At 57.1% G+C, this 21377-nt stretch carries 18 protein-coding genes; 8 read left to right on the top strand and 10 right to left on the bottom strand.

Annotation, left to right across the window (positions count from 1 at the left end; translation table 11 throughout):
• Window positions 1-9: 9 nt before the first annotated feature.
• Entirely contained in the window at window positions 10-819 is an 810-nt protein-coding gene (locus QQL54_RS10110) for a class I SAM-dependent methyltransferase (protein ID WP_284390268.1), read from the bottom strand.
• Window positions 820-877: 58 nt separating this feature from the next.
• On the bottom strand, window positions 878-1903 hold the full coding sequence (locus QQL54_RS10105) for a LysR family transcriptional regulator (RefSeq protein WP_284390266.1): 1026 nt from the start codon (window positions 1901-1903) through the stop codon (window positions 878-880).
• 69 nt (window positions 1904-1972) lie between these two features.
• On the opposite strand from QQL54_RS10105, the gene QQL54_RS10100 reads away from it, so the two are divergent.
• Window positions 1973-2437 (top strand): YaiI/YqxD family protein, encoded by a 465-nt coding sequence (locus QQL54_RS10100; protein WP_284390264.1) that lies wholly within the window; start codon window positions 1973-1975, stop codon window positions 2435-2437.
• On the opposite strand, the gene QQL54_RS10095 is transcribed toward QQL54_RS10100, so the two are convergent.
• Window positions 2434-5298, bottom strand: a complete 2865-nt coding sequence (locus QQL54_RS10095) for a CHAT domain-containing protein (protein ID WP_284390262.1) — start codon at window positions 5296-5298, stop codon at window positions 2434-2436. The genes QQL54_RS10100 and QQL54_RS10095 overlap by 4 nt on opposite strands.
• A gap of 133 nt (window positions 5299-5431) precedes the next feature.
• Here QQL54_RS10095 and dapD point away from each other — a divergent pair, with 133 nt between their 5' ends.
• Entirely contained in the window at window positions 5432-6259 is an 828-nt protein-coding gene (gene dapD / locus QQL54_RS10090) for a 2,3,4,5-tetrahydropyridine-2,6-dicarboxylate N-succinyltransferase (protein WP_284390260.1), read from the top strand.
• Between the two features lie 2 nt (window positions 6260-6261).
• Here the strand turns inward: dapD and QQL54_RS10085 are convergent, their stop codons facing one another.
• The 4 genes from QQL54_RS10085 to QQL54_RS10070 all read right to left on the bottom strand — a co-directional run bounded on the left by QQL54_RS10085 (window position 6262) and on the right by QQL54_RS10070 (window position 9432).
• On the bottom strand, window positions 6262-7086 hold the full coding sequence (locus tag QQL54_RS10085; RefSeq protein WP_284390258.1) for a sterol desaturase family protein: 825 nt from the start codon (window positions 7084-7086) through the stop codon (window positions 6262-6264).
• 78 nt (window positions 7087-7164) lie between these two features.
• Window positions 7165-7833 carry a DUF2461 domain-containing protein gene (locus QQL54_RS10080; protein WP_284390256.1) on the bottom strand — a complete coding sequence of 223 codons (669 nt, stop codon included), beginning with the start codon at window positions 7831-7833 and terminating at the stop codon, window positions 7165-7167.
• Window positions 7834-7866: 33 nt separating this feature from the next.
• Window positions 7867-8376, bottom strand: coding sequence for an isoprenylcysteine carboxyl methyltransferase family protein (locus tag QQL54_RS10075; RefSeq protein ID WP_284390254.1), 510 nt, complete (start codon window positions 8374-8376; stop codon window positions 7867-7869).
• Window positions 8377-8379: 3 nt separating this feature from the next.
• On the bottom strand, window positions 8380-9432 hold the full coding sequence (locus QQL54_RS10070; protein ID WP_284390252.1) for a type III polyketide synthase: 1053 nt from the start codon (window positions 9430-9432) through the stop codon (window positions 8380-8382).
• A gap of 86 nt (window positions 9433-9518) precedes the next feature.
• Here QQL54_RS10070 and QQL54_RS10065 point away from each other — a divergent pair, with 86 nt between their 5' ends.
• Window positions 9519-10496 (top strand): NAD(P)H-dependent flavin oxidoreductase, encoded by a 978-nt coding sequence (locus QQL54_RS10065; RefSeq protein WP_284390250.1) that lies wholly within the window; start codon window positions 9519-9521, stop codon window positions 10494-10496.
• 482 nt (window positions 10497-10978) lie between these two features.
• Here QQL54_RS10065 and QQL54_RS10060 read toward each other — a convergent pair whose 3' ends face one another.
• Window positions 10979-11704: a Bax inhibitor-1/YccA family protein gene (locus tag QQL54_RS10060; protein WP_284390248.1), complete on the bottom strand. Its 726-nt coding sequence runs from the start codon at window positions 11702-11704 to the stop codon at window positions 10979-10981.
• Window positions 11705-11954: 250 nt separating this feature from the next.
• On the opposite strand from QQL54_RS10060, the gene QQL54_RS10055 reads away from it, so the two are divergent.
• The 3 genes from QQL54_RS10055 to QQL54_RS10045 are packed head-to-tail and all read left to right on the top strand — an operon-like array spanning window position 11955 to window position 15818.
• Window positions 11955-13004: an aldo/keto reductase gene (locus tag QQL54_RS10055; RefSeq protein WP_284390246.1), complete on the top strand. Its 1050-nt coding sequence runs from the start codon at window positions 11955-11957 to the stop codon at window positions 13002-13004.
• A 13-nt stretch (window positions 13005-13017) separates the two neighbouring features.
• Complete coding sequence (gene thpR / locus QQL54_RS10050) at window positions 13018-13569, top strand: RNA 2',3'-cyclic phosphodiesterase (protein ID WP_284390244.1); 552 nt, start codon at window positions 13018-13020, stop codon at window positions 13567-13569.
• 56 nt (window positions 13570-13625) lie between these two features.
• Window positions 13626-15818, top strand: coding sequence for a patatin-like phospholipase family protein (locus QQL54_RS10045; protein WP_284390242.1), 2193 nt, complete (start codon window positions 13626-13628; stop codon window positions 15816-15818).
• A gap of 20 nt (window positions 15819-15838) precedes the next feature.
• Here the strand turns inward: QQL54_RS10045 and QQL54_RS10040 are convergent, their stop codons facing one another.
• Window positions 15839-17008 (bottom strand): PQQ-dependent sugar dehydrogenase, encoded by a 1170-nt coding sequence (locus tag QQL54_RS10040; protein WP_284390239.1) that lies wholly within the window; start codon window positions 17006-17008, stop codon window positions 15839-15841.
• An 83-nt stretch (window positions 17009-17091) separates the two neighbouring features.
• The gene (locus tag QQL54_RS10035) at window positions 17092-17544 is read right to left on the bottom strand and encodes an Lrp/AsnC family transcriptional regulator (protein WP_284390237.1); all 453 of its coding nucleotides are present in this window, start codon (window positions 17542-17544) and stop codon (window positions 17092-17094) included.
• A 96-nt stretch (window positions 17545-17640) separates the two neighbouring features.
• On the opposite strand from QQL54_RS10035, the gene QQL54_RS10030 reads away from it, so the two are divergent.
• Together QQL54_RS10030 and QQL54_RS10025 are read left to right on the top strand one after the other, a co-directional pair.
• A complete protein-coding gene (locus QQL54_RS10030; RefSeq protein WP_284390235.1) occupies window positions 17641-18819 on the top strand; it encodes a PrnB family protein in 1179 nt (392 codons plus the stop codon).
• Between the two features lie 259 nt (window positions 18820-19078).
• Window positions 19079-21202, top strand: coding sequence for a sodium-translocating pyrophosphatase (locus tag QQL54_RS10025; RefSeq protein WP_284390233.1), 2124 nt, complete (start codon window positions 19079-19081; stop codon window positions 21200-21202).
• The last annotated feature ends 175 nt before the right edge of the window (window positions 21203-21377 follow it).

Genomic DNA, 21377 nt, shown 5'->3' with positions numbered 1-21377 from the left:
TCATGGCTCTTAGAGATCACGGTTCAGGACCAGCTTATGGCCTGGCTTGGGGTTGAACTGGAAGCGCGGTGTAAATCCGTCGCATCCGAACAGGCGCAATAAATGTTCTTTCGCAAGCCAATGCAGATGTTCGGGGGGTTTAACCTGAACCCAGCTAACCAGTGGTTTGGGTGTGGCCCGATGCCCGTCTGCGGGCGTCGTTAGGAACAGCACGCCGCCCGGCGCAATCAGATCCATCAAGGCGTCGGCAAAGCCGCGAATATCAACCGCATGTTCGATCACTTCAGAACAATAGACAAAATCGAACTGTTCGCCGCGCTGTGCGAAGTCTTCAACCGTGGTGACGAAGAAGCGACCGCCCGGAAAGTCGGCTTGCGCTTGCAGGACCGCGTCGGCATCGATCTCAATGCCCGTGGCCTCAAACCCTTGCAGACGCGCGCCTTCGACCGCGTAACCAAGATTGGAGCCCACATCGAGAAAGCGCGTCCCGCCGCTTTTGATGCGTCGACGCACACGCTTCACCCGTTTGGCCGCCCGTTTGATCTTTTTATCACGTTTCGTGCCGTAACTCGCCGAGGCATAATAGGCGGAATAAAAGCGACCGAGCGCATCCGGCGTGGGGGGTGTCTGAACCGTAGCAAGACCGCAGTCTGCGCAGCGAACAATGCCGCCAAAGGCGAGGCTTTCATCGCCTTCCACAATCTTGCCAATTAAGGCGCGCTCATCATCCGCATTCGCCGCACGGGCGAGCCAATCGCCCTCAGGTTCCAGCATTCCAAACTGGGCGCAATCACAGAGCGGACAGGAAAAATCGGTCATAAGCCGCTTTAGCGCGAGGGCGCGGCGCGTCGACTGACAATTCGCGTTATTCTCGGCGTTATTCTGCTGCGACTGTCAGATGGGAATGTTCCCGTTCGACCCGACAGGCTGATGGCGGCGCAATATCGAAACGGCCCGGCGAGAACACGCTTTCGCCGCCACAACCAAAGAAATCATTATCCTGACGAAAGGCTTCGCCGAGGTAGTCGAACACGGCGCGGATACGGGCCGAGCGTTTCAAGTCCTGATGCGCAACAAGATAGAGCGCTTCCGTATGTTCCAATTCAGGCATAACCCGGACCAGATGGCGACCCTGCGCTGCGGTTCCGCACAGCGGTAGCATGCCGATCCCATAGCCCTGCTCCAATCCTTCATAAAAGGCCCAGATCGAATTGGTTTTGAAGGTGATTCGGCCCGGCATGTGGATCGGCTGATCCGTGTCAGGATCAGAAATCCAGAGAATTTTACCATCCATGATCGAGGCCACAACCCCGTCATGCTTGGGCATATCCTCAAGAGTTTGCGGTGCCCCAGCGAGGGCCAGATATTCTGGGCTAGCGAACATGCCAAATGACACATCCGCGACCTTGCGTCCGATCAGCGAATTTTGCTCACCCGGTGAGTTCCAACGCAGCGCAATGTCGGCTTCGCGTTGGGCAAGATTATAGCTTTGAAACGAAATGCCGATATCGACCAGAATGTCGGGATGCTCAGAGCGGAAGCGCTGCATCACGCCCGGCAACCAGGCCGTTCCGATCCCTTCCGTCGCGGATAATCGCACGACGCCTGAAAGACTATCTTCTAGCGTCGCGGATGAGCGGTCAATCGCGGCGGCTTCATCCTGCATTCGCCGAATGTGATCGAGCATGCTTTGGCCGAACACGGTCGGGATCAACTGTCCGTCCTTGCGCTTAAGCAGAGGCGTTTTGAAATGATCTTCGAGCGCACGGATTCGCCGCCCCACAGTCGGTTGGCTCATGCCGAGCGATTTGCCCGCTGCGGTCAGAGACCCCGCCTCTGCAACGGCTAGAAAAACAGGATAGTCGGACCAGTTCGTATTCATACGACCCCTATAAAGGCGCATGAAATCCTGTCAATCCATTCACGAATGAAAGGATTGTTGCTGAGCCGTGTCCCTTTTAGGGACCGACTGATGAGTTTACATATCTATATCGACGCGGATGCCTGCCCGGTGCGGGACGAAACCTACAAGGTCGCCCAACGTCACAACGTGCCTGTGACCGTCGTTGCCAATAGCTATATCCGTACGCCGAGAGAACCCGGCATCAGCTTTCAAATGGTCACAGATGGGTTTGACGCGGCCGATGACTGGATTGCAGAGCGCGCCGATGCAGACGCCATTGTGATCACCTCGGACATTCTGCTGGCTGAGCGCTGCCTCAAAGCTGGCGCGCGGGTGCTAGGGTCCAACGGCAAAGAAATGGATAACGCCACAATTGGATCACAGATTGCCGTCCGCGCGATTATGGCCGATCTACGAGACGGAGCGGATCAGCCCAATATTGGCGGGCCGCCGCCCTTTTCACACCGCGACCGATCGCGCTTTCTCGAAGCGCTACATCTGATGGTCGAAAGGATGAAGCGATCCAAAACCTAGGGCGTGTAAAGAACGAAGGGCGCCCAGATCGCTGGATTACCCGCGCCCGGCAAATTCCCTGCGCGGACTTCTGCCATCGCGGTTTGCAGCGCGACGTCCATATCGTGGTCCTGTGACAGCTCGACCAGTCGCGTCGTGATCGCAGCGGCGGCGTCATCGCGCACTGGCCAATGCGACACCAGCAGACCCTGCGCGCCGGCTTCCAGAAAGCCCGCCGCCAGACCCGAATAGCCATTGCCAGACCCATCCCCCGGTGCCGCCGTGTCGCAGGCTGACAAGATAACGAGACGTGCAGAAAGGTTGAGCGCGGCGATTTCATCCGTCTCCAGATAACCGTCCTCATTCAGCCCCGCCTCAACCAGCAACGCTGCCTGCGTGCCGTCACCGCGTTCTCCGGCTCTGAGTCCGTGCGTGGCGAAGGCTAGCACATCGGCGCTGGATAGCGCACCGCCCTTAAGGCGCGCTTCCACTGCGCGCCCCCCGCTCAGCACGTCCGCACGCTTGAACCGGCTCGCGATCGTTTCAAGCTCGGTCTTCGCATTAGGCAGACCGAGCTGCACATTGTCGCGATAGGCCAAAATACGCCCCGCATCCCCGTCTGCATCCAGCCCTTCAGGCGGTGCAACGCCAATGAACCGGGTCATCGCGCCGCGAGGAATATTGGTCGAGGTAGGCGTGGAGCCCGCTAAGCTCGCTTGATGACGCAGGGCGAAACGATCGCCGACCCAACCGTCGTCTGCCAATTTCAAGGCGGCGAGTGGGACGGTACTGGGCGCACCGGAGCTGACAATCCGTAGGCGAGACCGCCCCTCTAACCGAGCCAGAACTGTGTCTGGTAACAAGGCTTGGCCCGCCCGACGCAGCGCCGCATCGCGGGATGCCCCATCCTCTGACAGGATCGCGGCGCGCGCCGCCGTCACGGCCTCGGCGATCTCAGCGCGCGGCTGATCATGCTCGAACAACGCCTCTCCCGCCCGGTCAATCACAAGGGTAAAATGGCGAGATAGAGCCGGGATCATCGCTACCACCGCTTCATCATCCTTGAGGCCGTCGCGGACACTTTGAAACGAGCTGAACCCGGCGACAGTTGTGCGCTCGTCGTCCAAGCCATGCTTGGTGCGCAGGCTCGCCAGTTGGACCTCTACATCTTGCAGGGCCTCAGACATATCTTGTGACGGTTTGCCGGCGGCAATGGCCGCCAATCGGGACGAGTCCAAGCGCCGCATCTGCCTTTGCAGGGATTGCATCTGCAGCACGACCTCCGCATCGACGCCGTCCAGTTTCCGCATCTGGGCGCGCGTCGCCGCGACGCTCGCTTCTGTATTGAGCAGCAGCGACGCTGCCTCCAACAAGGCTAGATCATCGCCCGCCGCTTGCGCACTCCGCAATGCTTCTTCAGCCGCGAGACGGTGCGGGAAATCCAAACGCCCAGCATCAAGCAATGTTTGTGAGCGCATCAATCGGTCAAGCAAGATCGGCGCGTCCGCCCGGCCATCCAACCGCGCCCGCACCGCGCGGGCATGCGCACTGACCACACTGTCGTCTTCTGGCTGCGGCGTGTCAGGCACAGTGCCAGCAAGATCCGCTAGCAAGGTACTGGTCAGGCGCATCGTATCATCGTCGCGCGATAGGCGGGTGCGTGCATTTTCCAGATCGGCGCGTGCGCCGCTCATATCCCCCAGCGCATAGCGGACCGAGCCACGATAGGCGCGGGCCGTCGCCGCCATCGGACTGTTTTCGCCCTGATGGGTCGTGAAGCCGACCTCGGCTTCCTCCAGCAAGTTGAGCGCCGGGCCGTAATCGCCCAAATTTCGTTTAATTCCGCCCAAATTGTGCAAGCCATACGCAAAGTAGAGATTGTCCCGGCCTTCCGTTTCGCCTTTGAGACGGAGCGCCCGGTCCAACACCCGAACCGCTTCCGACGTCCGCCCACTGCGCGAAAGAACAATACCCAACATTTCCAGCGCTTTCGGGTACATAGTGCTGGAGTCGGACATATAAAGATCAGCGCGTTCGACCGCACCGCGTGCTTCCTGCAGCGCCGCGTCCATATCACCTGCTTTCATCAAGGTTTGCGCGAGGCCATACTGGCTCCCGACAATGCCGGGGTGTTCTGCTGGCAATCCGGCTGTGCGCGTCGCTAGGCTTTGTCGCTGGAGAACAATTGCGGTCTCAAAATCGCCATTGCGCATCAGCGCTTGAGACAGGCCAAATTCCAAATTGGACTTGGCCATGAACACGTCCTCAAGCGCATGCTGCTTATACGCCTCCGATGTGCCCGGACGAAACGTGAAGCGGTCCTTTTTTAATATTGTGTCCAGATCCGCCAAAGCCTCGCGCTGGCTGGTGATCGCCTCATCCGCCTGTCCCAATTGAGACAGGATCACACCGCGCATGGCCGTCATGGAAATATAGGTCGCTGCAACGTCCTGCGGACGCGTGGCGATAATGGTTTTGGCCGCCGTGATAGACCGTTCCGTATGCGCCAAGGCAGAGTCGAGATCGCCGACAGAAAAATCAATCTCTGCCAATTTCCCTGCAGCCGTCGTGATTTGTTCCGCGTCGCCCACCTCAGACGAGAGAGCTTCCATGGCAACCCATTCATCCCGTAGCGCGCGCGCATCCCCCACTGTCTCTGCGGCTGTTCGGCTGCGGGCCGTCAGATCGTTAAACTTGGCCTCAAATGCTAACGCTTCAGGTGACAGACGGGTTGGTGATGAGACGTCAGACGGCGGTTCAGCGTCAGCGACCGTTTGCGAATTTGGGGCTTCGGGCGATGACGGCGCACAGCTTGAAAATAGTGCTACCAGCCCGATTATACCGACCACCCGCAAGCGTACTTTACCCGTAAACTCGACCATCTGATTGCCCCCGATCTCGCCTCATTCTAATCCCACTCTTCGAAGTTACAAGCGCGGCGAAGTTACGAGCGCGGCCGATCCCGACCCGTGACAGGCTTGCCAGGTTAGGGCCCTCGCCTTATGCGCCTCGCCCATGAACACTGACCAACTCCAATCCATTATCGAAGCCGCTTGGGACGACCGCGCGGCTCTGTCGCCCGATACACAGGGCGAGCGGCGAGAGGCTGTGGACGCGGCGATCATGGGTCTGGATGACGGCAAGTTTCGCGTGGCTGAGAAAGTCGGGCGTGACTGGATTGTCCACCAGTGGCTGAAGAAGGCCGTGCTGCTCGGTTTCCGTCTTGAGGCCAATGTGATCATGCCCGGCGGCCCCGCGAGCGGCGCTTGGTTCGATAAAGTGCCGAGTAAATTTTCTGGCTGGACCGAGACCGATTTCGCCAAGGCGGGTATCCGCGCCGTGCCGCCCTGCGCCGTGCGTCGCGGGGCGTATATCGCATCGGGCGCTGTGTTGATGCCGTCTTATGTCAATCTCGGCGCGCGCGTTGGCGAAGGCACAATGATCGACACATGGGCCAGCGTCGGATCCTGCGCCCAAGTTGGCCAGAATTGTCACATCAGTGCGGGCGCAGGCATTGGCGGGGTCTTAGAGCCGCTGCAAGCCAATCCAACCATTATCGAAGATGGCTGTTTCATCGGCGCGCGCTCAGAAGTCGTCGAAGGCGTGATTGTGCGTGAGGGCGCGGTCCTCGCCATGGGCGTGTTCATTTCCAAAAGCACCAAAATTTATAATCGCCAGACCGGTGAAACTAGCTTTGGCGAAGTGCCCGCTTACTCTGTCGTCGTGCCCGGCGCGCTCCCCGCTAAGGACGGCAGTCACAGCCTCGCCTGCGCCGTCATCGTGAAAACGGTTGATGCGCGGACACGGGAGAAGACAGGCGTGAACGAATTGCTGCGCGACTAGAGCTACTCCGCCGCTGTCACTTCATCGCTTGGGCGCGTCCGCCAGAGCGGCCAGAGCAACTGTTCGCCCGCGCTCGTCTCCGGCAGATTTTCCACGCCTAGCTGTTCCGGATAACGACGCGTAATTTTGGCCGAGCCAAACAACACATCCCAGAAAAACAGTAGGTTGCCGTAATTGCCTTTATAATGGGTGACGCCGTCCGCCGCATGTTTGCCGTGATGGGCCCAGTGGGTTGCGGGTGTAGAGATCGTGCGCTCCACCAGCCACATGATCGGCGAGAGCCATTTGATCCGGTAGAGCGGCAAGTCCCAGCGAACATCAGAATGGGCGCCGTAAATCACCGTCATCTTGATCACGAGATAGACCGCATAGACCCAGCCGCCCCCCAGATAGAGCAACACGCCCGACAGCCACAGGCCCGGCATGAGAAAGTAATAGAAAATATTATTCCGGTAGACGATCCGGATCGACAAATATTCTGCCTGATGATGCGGGCGGTGCAGCTTATAGAGCCACGGCGTGGCGTGGGTAATCCTGTGCCACCAATATTGCGTCATATCATCGAAGATCAGGAAGAGCGCAAAGACGGCCAAGAACGGCCAGCTCTTCAGCATGTCCGCAGAACCCGGCGCTAGAAAGGCCCCCACTGCAAAGCCGCCGGCAACGACCAATGGCTGCGTGATCAGGGTGAGCATCAGCGTCGCGATCAATTCGACCAGGCCGTCTCCTTTGACTTGGCCCGGCTTGCGAAAGAAATTGGTGAAGATCATTTCCGCGGCGATAAACGTCATGAAAATGCACAGAACGACAATGATTTCCGGCTTCATAAAAGACCCCCCGCGCGGCAGCCGTCTGACGCGGCTATTCGCGCCCTTCATTCAGGGCTGCAGCGCAAGCTGTCAAATCTAAAGCGCCCTCTGTCCGAACTGCAGCAACGGCATGGCGCTCCGCGCAAAGGCCTCGACTTGATCTGTCACATCATCGGAAATCCAGACGGATTTCGGCAAGTCCTGCTCTACGATCAGAGATTTCAGTTGCAGCTTATCGGCGTGGCGATGGCCGTCTGCATCCTTGAAGCCGCGCGGCATGGACTTGAGCGGATCGGAGCGTGTCAGGCTCAGCCCGGCCTTATCTAGACTGGACAATACCGCATCAAACTCATCCGCTTTGTCGAGCATGCGGTGGCGGATCGGTTCCAGATCAGACGCTTTAAACTTGTAAAACCCCGCCGCAGCGAACCCACCGCCTGCGTCCATATGCAGATAGAGGATTGGCGCTTTTTCATTCTTGCGTCCATCCGGTGTCATCAGCGCGCCCGTATTCGTCTTATAAGGCCGCTTATCCTTTGAAAACCGAATGTCGCGATGCATCCGAAACATCGTTTTCTTCGAACCCTGCATCGGGATGTCGGCATCCGACAGGCGTTCGCTTAACGCTTCGAGAAGCCTCTCAAATGGTGCTTTAAGGCGCGTCTCAAAGCTCGGCTTATTTTCGTCGAACCACGCTTTGTTATTATTGTCCGAAAGACCCGCAAGAAAGTCGAAGGACTCTTTCGTAAAACCCAGATCAGACACAGGACACTCCCTTGAAGTTCATTACCCTATCAATCAGCGCGCCGCCCACGCCCGTTCTTCTGCGCTGATACGGATGACTAACACGGCGGCATTGAGCGCGCCAAATATGGCCGCCACCTCCCACAGGCCGAGCACAAGCGGGGCGACCATAATTTCGGCAATCACGAGGAGGTAATTGGGATGCGGGACCAGAGCGAATGGACCTTTGGTGACTTTCGCCTCGCCCGGCAGGACAATAATCCGCGTGGTCCAGCGCTTACCCAGCGTGCCGAGAATATAGACGCGCAGGATTTGCAGGGCCGCATAGACGCCCAACCAGATGTAATGGACCGGATGATCGTGGCCGAACCAGACCATGCTGAGAATCCAGCCCGTATGAACGGCAACAATCAGCGGGTAGTGGCGCGGTGAATGTTCCACGCCGCCTTGGGCGATCAGACGCTTCGTATTGCGCGTCGCAATCGGCAATTCGATCAGCCGCTCAGCAATCACATAGGTGAGGAAGAGAGCGGCCCAAAAGTTGATCGCAAGATTAATGTCCATGGGTCAGTCCACATAGAACGGGGTGAAGGCGGCGGAGAAACCGGGGCCGAGCGCGCTAGCCAGCAACGGCTTGCCCGAGCCCTTGGCATCGCCGCGCGCTAGCACTTTTTCCAACACAAAAATCACGGTCGGAGCACTCATATTACCATAGTCGCGCAGCACATCGCGTTCGATATCGAGCGTGCCTTCGCCGAGCTCTAACGACGCCTCCAAGGCCTCGACCACTTTCGCGCCGCCCGGATGGGACACGACGCGGCCCAATGTTTCACGTGAAACATTCATCTGCGCGCAGGCCGCATCCGTCGCGGCGCGCATTTCTGCGTTCACAAAGTCCGGGATCGATCGGTCGAACACGACGGCGAGCCCGTCCTCGTCGACCTCCCAGCCCATGATCGGCAAGGTGTCATCCCAAGTTCGCGACGCCCCGCGGTCTACCCGCACGCCGCTTTCCGATCCGCTGAGCGCAACCGCCGCCGCACCGTCGCCAAATAAGATCGTCGCAATAATGTCGGCCTTTTTCGGGCGGGCCTTGCGAAAAGAGAGCGTGCAGGTCTCTACAATCACGAGCAGCACTTTGGCGCTGGGGTTAGCCTGCGCCAATTCGCGCGAGACGTTCAGGCCTGAAATCCCGCCAGCACAACCCAGCCCGAACAAAGGCACCCGCAAACAATCATCGCGAAACCCCATCCGGCCTTTAGCTTGGGCTTCTAATGTCGGCGTGGCGATACCGGTCGAGGACACGGTGACGAGAATATCGATTTCGCCCGCCGTCCAACCTGCATCCGCCAGAGCTTTTGTCGCGGCCTCCACATAAAGGTCCGTCGCGCCGTCCATGTAGCGGCTATTGCGGTCGGTCCAACCGCCCGCCTGTTCGAACCAATCAAACGGGGCGACGGAATAGCGCATCCGCACGCCGGATGTATCAAAAACAGGGGCAAGCCGATCAAAGCCCTTAAAGCGCGGACCCAAAATCTCATGGGCACGATCGCGGACTTCGTCTTGCGGCAAAGCGTGGGGCGGCACGCAGGTTGAAAGCCCATGGATATAAACGCTCATTGCATGCTTGATACGCAGGAATGAGCATTGACGGATAGGCCCCTATTCTCACAACTTCGGCACTTCGAGATAGAAAAGAGACTTTCATGGCCATCAAGACGCGATTTACGGAAGAGTTCGGGATTGAAAAACCGATCGTCCAAGGTGGCATGCAATGGGTCGGTTATGCCGAAATGGTCGCGCCCGTGGCCGAGGCCGGATGCCTTGGCTTTCTGACCGCGCTCACTCAGCCCACGCCGGAGGCTCTGGCCAAGGAAATCGCGCGCACCCGCGACATGACGGACAAACCATTCGGCGTGAATATTACGATCCTGCCGACGATCACGCCGCCGCCCTACGCCGAATATCGCCAGGCCATTATCGAAGGCGGGATCAAGATTGTCGAAACGGCGGGTTATAAACCGCAAGAACATGTCGACCATTTCAAGCAGCACGGCATCAAAGTGATCCATAAATGCACGGCGGTTCGCCACGCTCTATCCGCCGAACGAATGGGCGTCGACGCCATTTCCATCGATGGGTTTGAGTGTGCGGGCCACCCCGGCGAAGACGATATTCCCGGTATGATCCTGATCCCGGCCGCCGCGAATAAGGTCAAAATTCCGATGCTGGCATCTGGCGGCATCGCGGATGGGCGCGGCCTCGTCGCGGCTTTGGCGCTCGGCGCGGATGGCATTAATATGGGCACACGCTTTTGCGTCACTAAGGAAGCGCCAATCCCGGAGGCCTTCAAACAGCAAATGGTTGAGAATGACGAGCGTCAGACTGACCTCATCTTCCGCACCCTGCACAATACGGCCCGCGTCATGCGCAACGCCGTCAGTCAGGAAGTCGTTGCGATTGAGCGAGAAGGCGGCGCTAAGTTCGAAGACGTGCAGCATCTCGTCAGCGGTAAACGCGGCCTCGCCGCAATGCGCGAGGGCGACACAGATGGCGGCATCTGGTCCGCCGGCATGGTGCAGGGCCTAATCAACGACATCCCCAGCGTCGCTGAGTTAATCGATCAGATTATGTCTGACGCCGAAGCGATCATTGATCAGCGGTTGGGTGGGATGAGGAGTTAGGCGCTTCGAGTGCTTTTACTCAGAAAAATTCTGTTCAATTCATTTGATACACTAGACGAAGAATCCAACTGTCATTAAGTGAAGTGACGCCCGATCCGACAATCTAGCTAGACACTATTTGCACGGCTTCGGCTTTGACCGTCTATGCGGTCGTACCGGGACCGTTTTCGGTCCCGGTTTCGGAGCAGTACGCGTACGGCGTACAACCTTCTTACAAGCCATCGACATCACCTCCTTTCCCCAACACCAGTTGGCGGTTGGTTCGAGCGACGAATCGGGCGTCTTAGTCAGGATAAGAACGGTAAGGTTCGAGTCGAGTCAGCCCCTTCAAATCTATGTGGACGACTCCTAACATAAAAAAAGCCCCGCAAACGCGGGGCTTTCGTGTTTCTTTGACATCGAGTTCCGCTCGCTTGAGCTCGCGGCGACGCGCTATATTCGATTATCAATCGAATATTTTGAGGGCAAAGCCCTCAAATCGCTTAGTCGCGACCAAACAGCGCCAGCAGGATCTGGAACATATTGATGAAAGCGAGCAGGAGCGAAGCGGCGCCATAAGCGCTATATTTCGCGAGCATCTCACCATCACCGGCCAAGCCGTAATAGACCCGCTTGAGCATTTGTGTTTCCCACGCCGTGATCATCGCGATCGCGCCAAGGGCGATGACGTTAATGATAACATCCATCGGGCCTGTTGGGGCCAGAGCCGGGAAAAACATGCCCAGAACGTTGATTGCGACATAGCCGAGGAAAGCCGCGAACGCGTATTTTACAAACGTGCTGAGGTTCCGCTGCGTCGAATAACCAAACAGGGACAGTGCCGCAAACATGGCCACAGTCATGAAGAAGATCTTCGCCACAATCATCGGATTGTAAGCCAGAGCAATCGCTGACGTGAACACGCCCATGAAGGCTGCGAAGGTGAACAGGAATGTCACCACGCCGCCCATCGACATGGTCGGCAGTTTTTTACCAACCGTTCCAAACATAACCGGAATAGCAATGATGAAGCCGATCAGGACAAAGGGACTGAACACGATTGCCGCGACCTGCGGATTACCCAGCAGGAATTGGCCGAAGAAATAGGCGACGCCTGCTGTGACCAGCATGGCCAGAGCCATCCACCGATAAGTGCCGAGCATAAAGCTCTTCAGGCCGACATCGGTGTCGGTATCAGCACCGATAACGCCTCTGTTAAATTCGTTCATTATGAACTCCGTTAGTGTGACAGCGTGCCGGCGCGCATGCGTCGGAGCTGGTTGTGACCAATATAGGCGCAATCTGCGCCAATTGCCAATGACAAGCGTGTCAGCCGGACCGATCCGCCAGAGATTTTTCCTATGGGCGTGATAGGCTAGCCCTTGGCCGGGTTCTCAAGTGTCCCAAACCTATGGTCCTACCCGTCCGTATCCTCTAGCAACGCTCAAACTTCCCTTTTTCAATCTACAGGACCCACCTATGGAACTGCGTAAACTCGGCACGACCGATATTGATGTGACCTCGGTCTGCCTCGGCACAATGACCTGGGGTCAGCAGAACAGCGAAGCGCAGGCGCATGAGCAGCTTGATTACGCGATTGAGGAACGCGGCATCAATTTCATCGATACCGCCGAAATGTATCCCGTCCCCGGCAAGCGTGAAACGCAAGGCCGAACCGAAAGCTATATTGGCACTTGGATCGAAAAACGCGGCAAGCGCGATGACATTATCTTAGCCAGCAAAGTTGTCGGTCGGTCCGGCATGGTTTGGACGCGCGACGATACGGTTGAGACAACGCGCCACACGCAGGCACAGATCGACTACGCGGTTGAGCATAGTCTGAAACGACTCAAAACCGATTACATTGATCTGTACCAGTTGCACTGGCCGGACCGGGGTCTGTCCCCCTTCGGCATGCATGATTATAAGGATTATAACGCCGCCGATATGGTGCCACTGGAAGATATTCTCGGCGCGCTTCAACGTCATGTCGAAAAGGGCAATATTCGCCATATCGGCATTTCCAATGAAACCGCGTGGGGCACGATGAAGTTTCTGGAGCTCGCCAAGACCCATGACCTTCCGCGGATTCAATCCAATCAGTGCGTTTACTCGCTGATCGCGCGACGCTTCGATTATGACCGGGCTGAGATTGCCATGCGAGAGAAGGTCGGTTTGCTCGCCTATTCGCCGCTCGCCATGGGCGTTCTGACCGGTAAATATGATGACGGCACGACGCCGAAGGGATCTCGCATGGCGCTGTTTGACGGCTTCATGGATAATTATCGAAAAGTCGATGAAACGTGGAAAGATGCCAATCGGACCGCGCATGAATTGGGCCTGACGCCGGTTCAGTTTGCATTGAAATTCGTTGAGTCGCGCGCGTTCGTCACGTCGAACATTATTGGCGCAACCAGTCTGGACCAATTGCGCGAAAATATCGACGCGCATGATGTTGAGTGGACGGACGAGATGGAAGCGGAGGCCAGCCGGCTCCACGAAGTCTATCGTTGCCCGCTCGGTCGCTAGTCAGGGCAACTGCATGAAGCTTTTTGCGGCCATTCGCCCGCCCTCTGGCGTTATCCGGGCCGTTCGGCGCATCCAAAAAGGTGTGCCGGGCGCCCGGTGGAGCGCGCCGGAAAAGCTTCACATCACTGCCGCCTATTTCGGCGAAGTGCATGATGCCTTGGCCGAAGAATTAGATGAAGAATTGGCGCGCAGGCCGCTCCCCGCTATGGAATTGACGCTCCGCGGGGCGGGCCATTTTGGCCGCGCCGAGCCGCATCAAATCCATTTGAAAGTCGAGCCCAATGCCGCGTTGACTAGGCTGCATAATCATTGTCGGCGCGTCGCACGAGAGCTGCGCATTCCGATGGAGGCGCGTGTGTTTAGCCCACACCTCACTCTTGCTTATCTCAAGCCCTTTCCAGATGTGGAACGGCTGGCAACCTATGAGCAGCGTCACGTCAATACGGAGATTGGCCCATTCCTGATCGATCAGTTCGGACTCTATTCCAGTTGGCAGCAAAAGCGCGGACCCAATCGATACGATCTTGAAGCGACCTATCCGTTGATCGGTCGCGCAGGGCATTGACCCAGTGTGTCGACCAATGAATTGACAGGCCCACGCACATTGATAGCACCCGATTCATGGCCCGACATTTACTTGCTTTGCTGTCACTGACAGTTCTGGCTGCCAGCCCAGCCCTCGCTTGCGATTTCGACGATGAAAACGGGCTCGACGTCGGGCTGGTCCTCAGCGGCGGCGGCGCAAAGTCCAGCACCCAAGTCGGCTTTATGCAAATTATGGACGCACTGGACATTCCCATCCACTGCGTTGCGGGGACCAGTATGGGGGCGGTCGTCGGCGCGTTTTACGCGAGCGGATATTCGGCAGACGAAATTGGCGAGATCTTTATTGATGAGGATTGGGGAGCGGCTTTTCGGGGCACAATTCCACGGACCGACAAATCCTTTATTCAGAAAGAGCGCGAGGAGACCTATTTTTCCGGTGACATTATTGGGTTGAGCCGTGACGGTCTGGAATTGCCGAGCGCCTTAAACTCGATGCAAGGTTTACAGACTCTATACCGTGACATTTTGAGAAATGTTCCTGTTGAGATCGATTTCGACGATCTGTCGATCCCATTCCGCGCCGTGGCAACGGATCTCGAAACCGGACGGGCTGTCGCTTTTGAAGAGGGCGATCTGGTCTCGGCGGTCTTGGCCAGTATGGCCGTGCCCGGTGTGTTCGCGCCCCGCATTATTGACGGAGTACCCTATGTTGATGGCGGAATTTCTTCTAATCTTCCGGTTCAGACCGCATTAGATATGGGCGCCGATATTATCATCGCCCTAGATACAACAGCCGCGCCGAGACCGTCAGACGGACGTTATTCTATTGGTGAGACGTTGCAGCAAGTCTCAACCATTATGGTCTATAGAAATGCCCAGCTTGAAAAGCAGGCCCTGTCCAAGCGCGACCTTTACGTCGAGCCCAATCGGATCGACATCGGCACATCAGCCTACACTGAGTCCGCCGCAGGCCTGAAGGTTGGCCGTGATGTTGGGCATGAGCATAAAGACGCACTCCTTCGGATTCGCGATCTGGCGGCCCCTTCAAAGCGCAAACCGCGCCTCAAACCCAATCCTGATCAGCCTGAAACCCTCACGCTGGTCAACAACTCGCTTATTGCTGATGATGTGATCAAGAGACGCGTCAACGACATCCTGTCTCTCGACCAAGATTCTGGAGATCGGGACCGCCGTTTGCGCGAACTGGCGTCCTTTGGCAGTTTCGGCGAAGTTGATCTGGGCTATAGTAGTGGCGAAGCGGTTCTTACGGTGAGCCCCAATTCGATTGGACGGACCCGTTTGAAAATAGGGGCCAATGTTGCCAGTAATTTCGATGGGGCGGCATCGTTTTCCCTATTAGCACAACTCACCCGACAACCCATTGGCCCAAGAGGAGGTGATGTCAGCCTATCGGCTGAATTGGGGACCAATACGGGGCTGAGTCTGGAATTATATCAGCCACTCGGGGTCGATTCTCACTACTTCATTCAACCGGAACTGTTCATCCGCAGTGAAAAACGCGAACTAGACCTGATTGATATTCGCGTTGGCGACTTCTTGGTTGAAACCCAAGGGATTAGAGCCCGTTTGGGCCGCGAACTATCGTCATGGGGGCTGATTGCGCTGGAAGGGGAAATCCAGGATGGTCGGTTTGAACCAATTGTCACCATAGACCCTACCATCACAGCTGAACATTATAGTTTCGGGTCCGTCGGGGCTTATTTCGGCATTGATACGTTGGACCGGACCGATTGGCCCACAGGAGGGCGAAGAGTACAATTACGCGCGCAGCAATTCTTCGACATTTCTGAAGATGGCGCGCTGGATGCAAATCGATATGAAGCGTCTTGGCTACAAGCGTTCAGCGCCGGATCTTACGGAGCCCTGCTCAACCTTCGGCACGGTAAGCTCAATACAGATGGGGTCACTGTTGGCTTTGATTCAACATTTGAACTGGGCGGGTTTCGCCAGTTGAGCGGGTTTCGAGAACGATCGCTGCCCGTCGAAAGGCTGAACTATGCGTCATTGGAGGTGTTCAAGCGCCTATCCAATGACGGATTCTTGGTTGATATTCCTGTTTATATCGGCGGCCTTGCTGAATATGCTCGCATTCCGTTTTCGGCCCTCGGCTTGGACGACGTAGAGGATGCCTTATCCTTGGCCGCCTATATGGGCGCAGAAACGCCGCTTGGCCCAGCCTTCATCGGCACGGCCTTTGGCAATAATAATGATTTGAGGTTTTTCTTCCGGTTCGGGCGCACATTTTAAATGAAAATGCGCCCAAAACCTTATCCCGGCGTTAGCTTGAGCAACCGACCTTCATTGTCTTCCAGCACATAAAGCGCGCCATCCGGGCCTTGTTCGACTTCGCGAATACGTTTGCCCCATTCGAACCGCTCGGCTTCCGCCGCAATCGTTTCGCGACGATCCGACTTGGACGGCGAGTCGCTCGCCGCCTCGATCTTGTCACTGTCGAAGACGACGCGGATTAGCGCTTGGCTTGAAAGACCACCGATAAACCCGTCGCTTTTGAAATCTTCGAACAGATCGCCATCATAGATGGTGAAACCCGCCGGGCTGATTGCTGGAACCCAATAGGCGGCTGGATTTTCATAAATGGGGTTGGTTGAATGGTCCGGAATTTCCTTGCCGGAGTAGTGGTCACCATTGCTGACTACCGGATAGCCGTAATTTTCCGAGCGCAGGACGCGGTTGAGCTCGTCACCATGTTTCGGGCCCATTTCGTGCAGCCAGAGGTCTCCTTCGGCATCGAAATCAATGCCAAGCGGATTACGGTGGCCGAGCGACCAGATCTGATTGGTCACACCACCTTGGCCAAAGAAGGGATTATCTTCGGGGACAGAACCATCCCGGTTCAGTCGGATCACCTTGCCCAAATTCATGTCCATATTCTGCGCCGGCGTAAATTTCTGCCGATCGCCAGAGGTGATGAATAAATAGCCATCAGGAGAGATCACCATCCGGTGCCCGTAATGACCATTGCCCGTGACTTTCGGGAATTGACGCCAAATCACGTCACCATCGGACAGCGTACCGCCATTCGATGTCAGAGTCAGAGTTGCCCGCGTGACTGCCGCGCCGGAGAGGCGATTATTCTCAGCGTCGCGTTCGACGTAAGAGATATAGACGATGTTGTTGGTCGCGAAGTCCGGGTCGATAATGATGTCGCCTAAGCCGCCCTGCCCGCGGTCTTGAACGTCTGGCACATTGCCAATCCGCGCGATCTTGGCGCCCGATTGATTGAGCAGCCAGATTGAGCCCGCTTGTTCTGTCACCAGCGCGCGACCATCTGGCAAGAACGTCATGGCCCATGCGCCGTCAAAGGTCGCCAGCTCGGTCATCTGCAGGGTCGTTCCGGCTGTGCCTGTGACCGTCGTCTGAGCGAAAACTGGGGCGGCGAGAGCGAAGGTCAGGGAAAGAGCGAGAGGCAAGCGCATAGAAGTCTCCAAATAAGTCTGGTCTATCTACGCATATACGCGAATTGCAGACGGGTTCCATAACAAGAGCGTGAGGATCGACCCTAAGCCCGCATATCTTTGGCCGAGCCTAGCGATATATAAGACGTGATGCTCGCCACCTGCGGGACACGGCCCAGCGTGTCCGCGTGGAAGGCTTTGTAAGCAACTAGGTCTGCGACCTCGACCCGTAACAAATATTCGACGGACCCAGTGACATTGTGACATTCACGCACTTCCGGCGCCGCCATCATCGCGGCTTCAAACGCGGCGGCGTCGCGGCGTAAATGGGCGGATAGACCGACCATGACAAAGACCGTGACCGCCCCGCCAAGCCGCGACCGATCTAGCACCGCACGGTAGCCTTGGATAACCCCCGTCCGCTCAAGCTCCTGCACGCGGCGCAGGCAGGCTGAAGCGGAGAGCCCAACCCGATCGGCCAGTTCAGCATTGCTGATCCGCCCATCCGTTTCTAGCTCTTGCAATATTTGCGCGTTAATCAGGTCTAATTTCGTCATTCCTTGCAGATAATTACGCCATAAAACCCATAAAGCAAGCTCATGCGAAATCATACGCGTTATTCTTGCGTGAATAATAGCGGTTAGCGAGACCCCATGACCCATTTGACCCTGAGCGATTACGATATTTCCGCCGAGCGCGGCTTTCTTTGCCGTTACGACGCGCCCGATGTCGAACTACACGGCAAAATGGCCGCCGTTCGCAATGTGGCTATGGCCCTGCCCAAGACCTTGGTCACGGGTCGGTTACGGGATCTCATGCTGCGTGACCTGCCTAATAATGTCGAGGCGGACGATATTGCCGACCTGACAGACGAGCAGGCCCGCATGGCGATGGTACATTATAGCTTCCTGATCCAAGCCTATGTCTGGGGAGAGGCGGACGCGCCGGCCCTGCTGCCGCGCGCTTTGGCCGTCCCGATGCATGCTCTGGCCGAACGGCTTGGTCAGCAACCACTGCTGCCCTATTCCGGCTATGTGCTGGATAACTGGGGCCTATTTGATGCCGACCGTCCGATTGACCTCGACAATATTTTCATGATCCAACCCTTCCTCGGTGGGCAGGACGAGGCCTGGTTCGTACTGGTCCATGTCGCGATTGAAGCGCGCGCCGGGAAAGTTCTGGCCGCGATCCCGACAATTCTGAACGCCATCGCAACGGGTGACACTGACACAGTCCGGGTTGAGTTAGAAGGCATGGCCACGCACTGGGCCGCGATCAACGCACTGTTTGACCGTATGCCGGAACGCTGCGACCCGCATACCTATTTCACCCGCGTGCGGCCTTACATTCACGGCTGGAAAGACAATCCTGCCCTGCCTGGCGGTTTGATTTATGAAGGCGTCGAGGCCTTTGGCGGCAAGCCGCAGGCCTTTCGCGGCCAGACTGGATCGCAATCCTCCATCGTGCCGACCATGGACGCGCTAATGCAGGTTGGTCACGCGGATGATCCGCTCAAAGCCTATCTGGACCAGCTGCACATCTACCGTCCGCCGGGCCACCGTAAGTTTATCGATGATGTGCGGACACAGTCCTCTTTGCGCCACTTTGTCGAAGGCGCGGGTGACCGTGACCTGACGCTAGCTTACAACGCCATCATCCAAGCCGTTGCCGACTTCCGCTCGCGCCATCTGCAATATGCCGCCAGCTATATTCAGAAGCAGGGTAAGACCAGCGCCGGCAATGATCCCGATGTCGGCACGGGCGGTACACCATTCATGAAATATCTCAAAAAACACCGCGACGAGACCAAGGCCCGCCTGATCGACGCTTGACCGGCAGACGAAGCTGTCATGGCGCCGTCATTGCCATGTCTTGAAACTGCGATGAAATTGGGCCAAGGACGCCCCATCGCGAAGGGAAGCGCTACTCCACCACTCAATAAGGGGGAGGAGGAGCGGCCAACTTCATATATCGCGAGGGGAAGCGACGGATGTTGAGCCTGGGTCTACTGGGACGGCTTATCCATCGGCCAACTTCAGGACTCAAAAACTGAGGGAGACCCGACCGCCAAGGGTTGGGGCCAGATCAATCATGACACTCTATCTTATCATCGGCGCAGCGTTGATCGCTGTGCTTTACGGGATCGTGACCCGTGCCAGCCTGATGAAGGCCAGCACTGGCAATGAACGTATGAACGAGATCGCAGGCGCGATCCAAGAAGGCGCAAAAGCCTATTTGAACAAGCAGTATAAAACGATCGCCATCGTCGGCGTCGTCGTGACTATCCTGCTGGCTTTACTGTTCCAAAACCTCATCGCTCCAGTCGGCTTTGTCATCGGTGCGGTCTTGTCGGGTATCGCCGGTTATGTCGGCATGCTGGTTTCCGTCCAAGCGAACGTCCGCACGACCGAAGCGTCACGCGGCTCACTTGGCGCAGGCCTGAACATCGCCTTCAAAGCAGGCGCGATCACGGGCATGCTCGTGGCGGGCCTCGCTCTGCTAGGCTTGGCCGTTTATTATATGGTTCTAACAGGCCCCATGGCGGCAGATGCACGCGGCGTGATTGATGGCTTGGTTAGCCTGTCGCTCGGCGCGTCCCTGATTTCGGTCTTTGCGCGTCTCGGCGGCGGTATCTTCACCAAGGGTGCAGATGTTGGCGGCGATCTCGTCGGTAAAATCGAAGCCGGTATTCCGGAAGATGATCCTCGCAACCCTGCGACCATCGCGGATAATGTTGGCGACAATGTCGGTGACTGTGCCGGTATGGCTGCGGATTTGTTCGAGACCTATGTTGTGACCATCGCGGCCACTATGATCCTCGGCTCAATTCTGTTCCCAAGCGCATTGGACCTCGTTCTCTACCCAATGGCGATCGGCGGCGCGTGTATCATCACCTCCATCTTCGGCACCTTCTTCGTGCGCCTGTCTAAGGGCTCAGTGAATGTTATGGGCGCGCTTTACAAAGGTCTGATCGCTACCGGCGTTTTATCCGTTGGCGCGATCTATCTCGTCACGAGCTATGTGCTTGATAACGGCATGGGCACGGTCAATGAAGTCGGTCGCGTTCTTGCGGACGGCTCGGCGGCCTCATTCAGCGGCATGGATCTATTCCTTTGCAGCATCGTCGGTCTGGTCATCACGGGCCTGATCGTGATGATCACCGAATATTATACGGGTACGAAATACCGCCCGGTGAAGTCGGTCGCTGAAGCGTCTGAATCCGGTCACGGTACCAATGTGATTGCAGGTCTCGCTGTCTCAATGGAAGCGACCGCTATTCCGGCCCTGATCATTGTGGCGGGTATCATCATCACCTTCAGCCTGGCTGGCCTTTACGGCATCGCTATCGCTGTGACCGCTATGCTCGGCGTGGCTGGGATGATCGTCGCGCTCGACGCCTTCGGTCCTGTCACGGATAATGCGGGCGGCATTGCTGAAATGGCTGAGCTGGATCCAGAAGTGCGCAACACGACTGATACGCTCGACGCCGTTGGCAACACGACCAAAGCTGTTACCAAAGGCTATGCGATTGGCTCTGCCGGTCTCGGTGCTCTGGTGCTGTTCGCGGCTTATTATCAGGACATTCTGTATTTCTCGGCTCAGCCGGGTAATCCATTGTCCGGTGTCACCGTCGATTTCAGCCTAACCAATCCCTATGTGATTGTCGGTTTGTTTATCGGGGGCTTGCTGCCTTACCTGTTCGGTGCATGGGCGATGCAGTCCGTTGGCCGCGCGGCCAGTGCGATTGTCGAAGAAGTCCGTCGTCAGTTTAAAGCGGATCCGGGCATCTTGAAGGGCACGTCTCGCCCGGACTATGCCAAGGCTGTGGACCTCCTTACGGGCGCTGCGATCAAAGAGATGATCAAACCGTCCTTGCTGCCGATCCTGTCGCCAATTGTGCTTTTCTTCGCGATCCAGTTTATCGCTGGTACAAGCCAGGCGCTCGCCTCACTCGGCGCCATGCTGATGGGCGTGATCGTGACCGGTCTCTTCCTGGCCCTCTCCATGACAGCCGGTGGCGGCGCATGGGATAATGCCAAGAAGTATATTGAGGACGGCCATCACGGTGGCAAAGGCTCAGAAGCCCACAAAGCGTCCATCACGGGCGATACAGTCGGCGATCCCTACAAGGATACCGCTGGTCCAGCGGTGAACCCGATGATCAAAATCACCAACATCATCGCTCTGCTTCTATTGGCGGTTGTTGCTCACTAGAGCTGACACGCTTTTACCCGAGTTTGAGGTCGCCCCGTCCGGGCGGCCTTTTTGTTAGGGCTGGGGTGCGCTCGACAGATCGCACGTAACCGGGCTCGCGTTATCGTCAATCGGACGTTGGGCCACGGCTCTATCCACCCGGTCGGAACTCAAAGTGCCGCGTGCGTGCGCTGTG

It is taken from the genome of Algimonas ampicilliniresistens (assembly GCF_030159955.1).
Classification (GTDB): domain Bacteria; phylum Pseudomonadota; class Alphaproteobacteria; order Caulobacterales; family Maricaulaceae; genus Litorimonas; species Litorimonas ampicilliniresistens.
The sequence above is the reverse complement of the archived record's forward strand: the minus strand, read 5'-3'. Positions and strand labels throughout refer to the sequence as shown.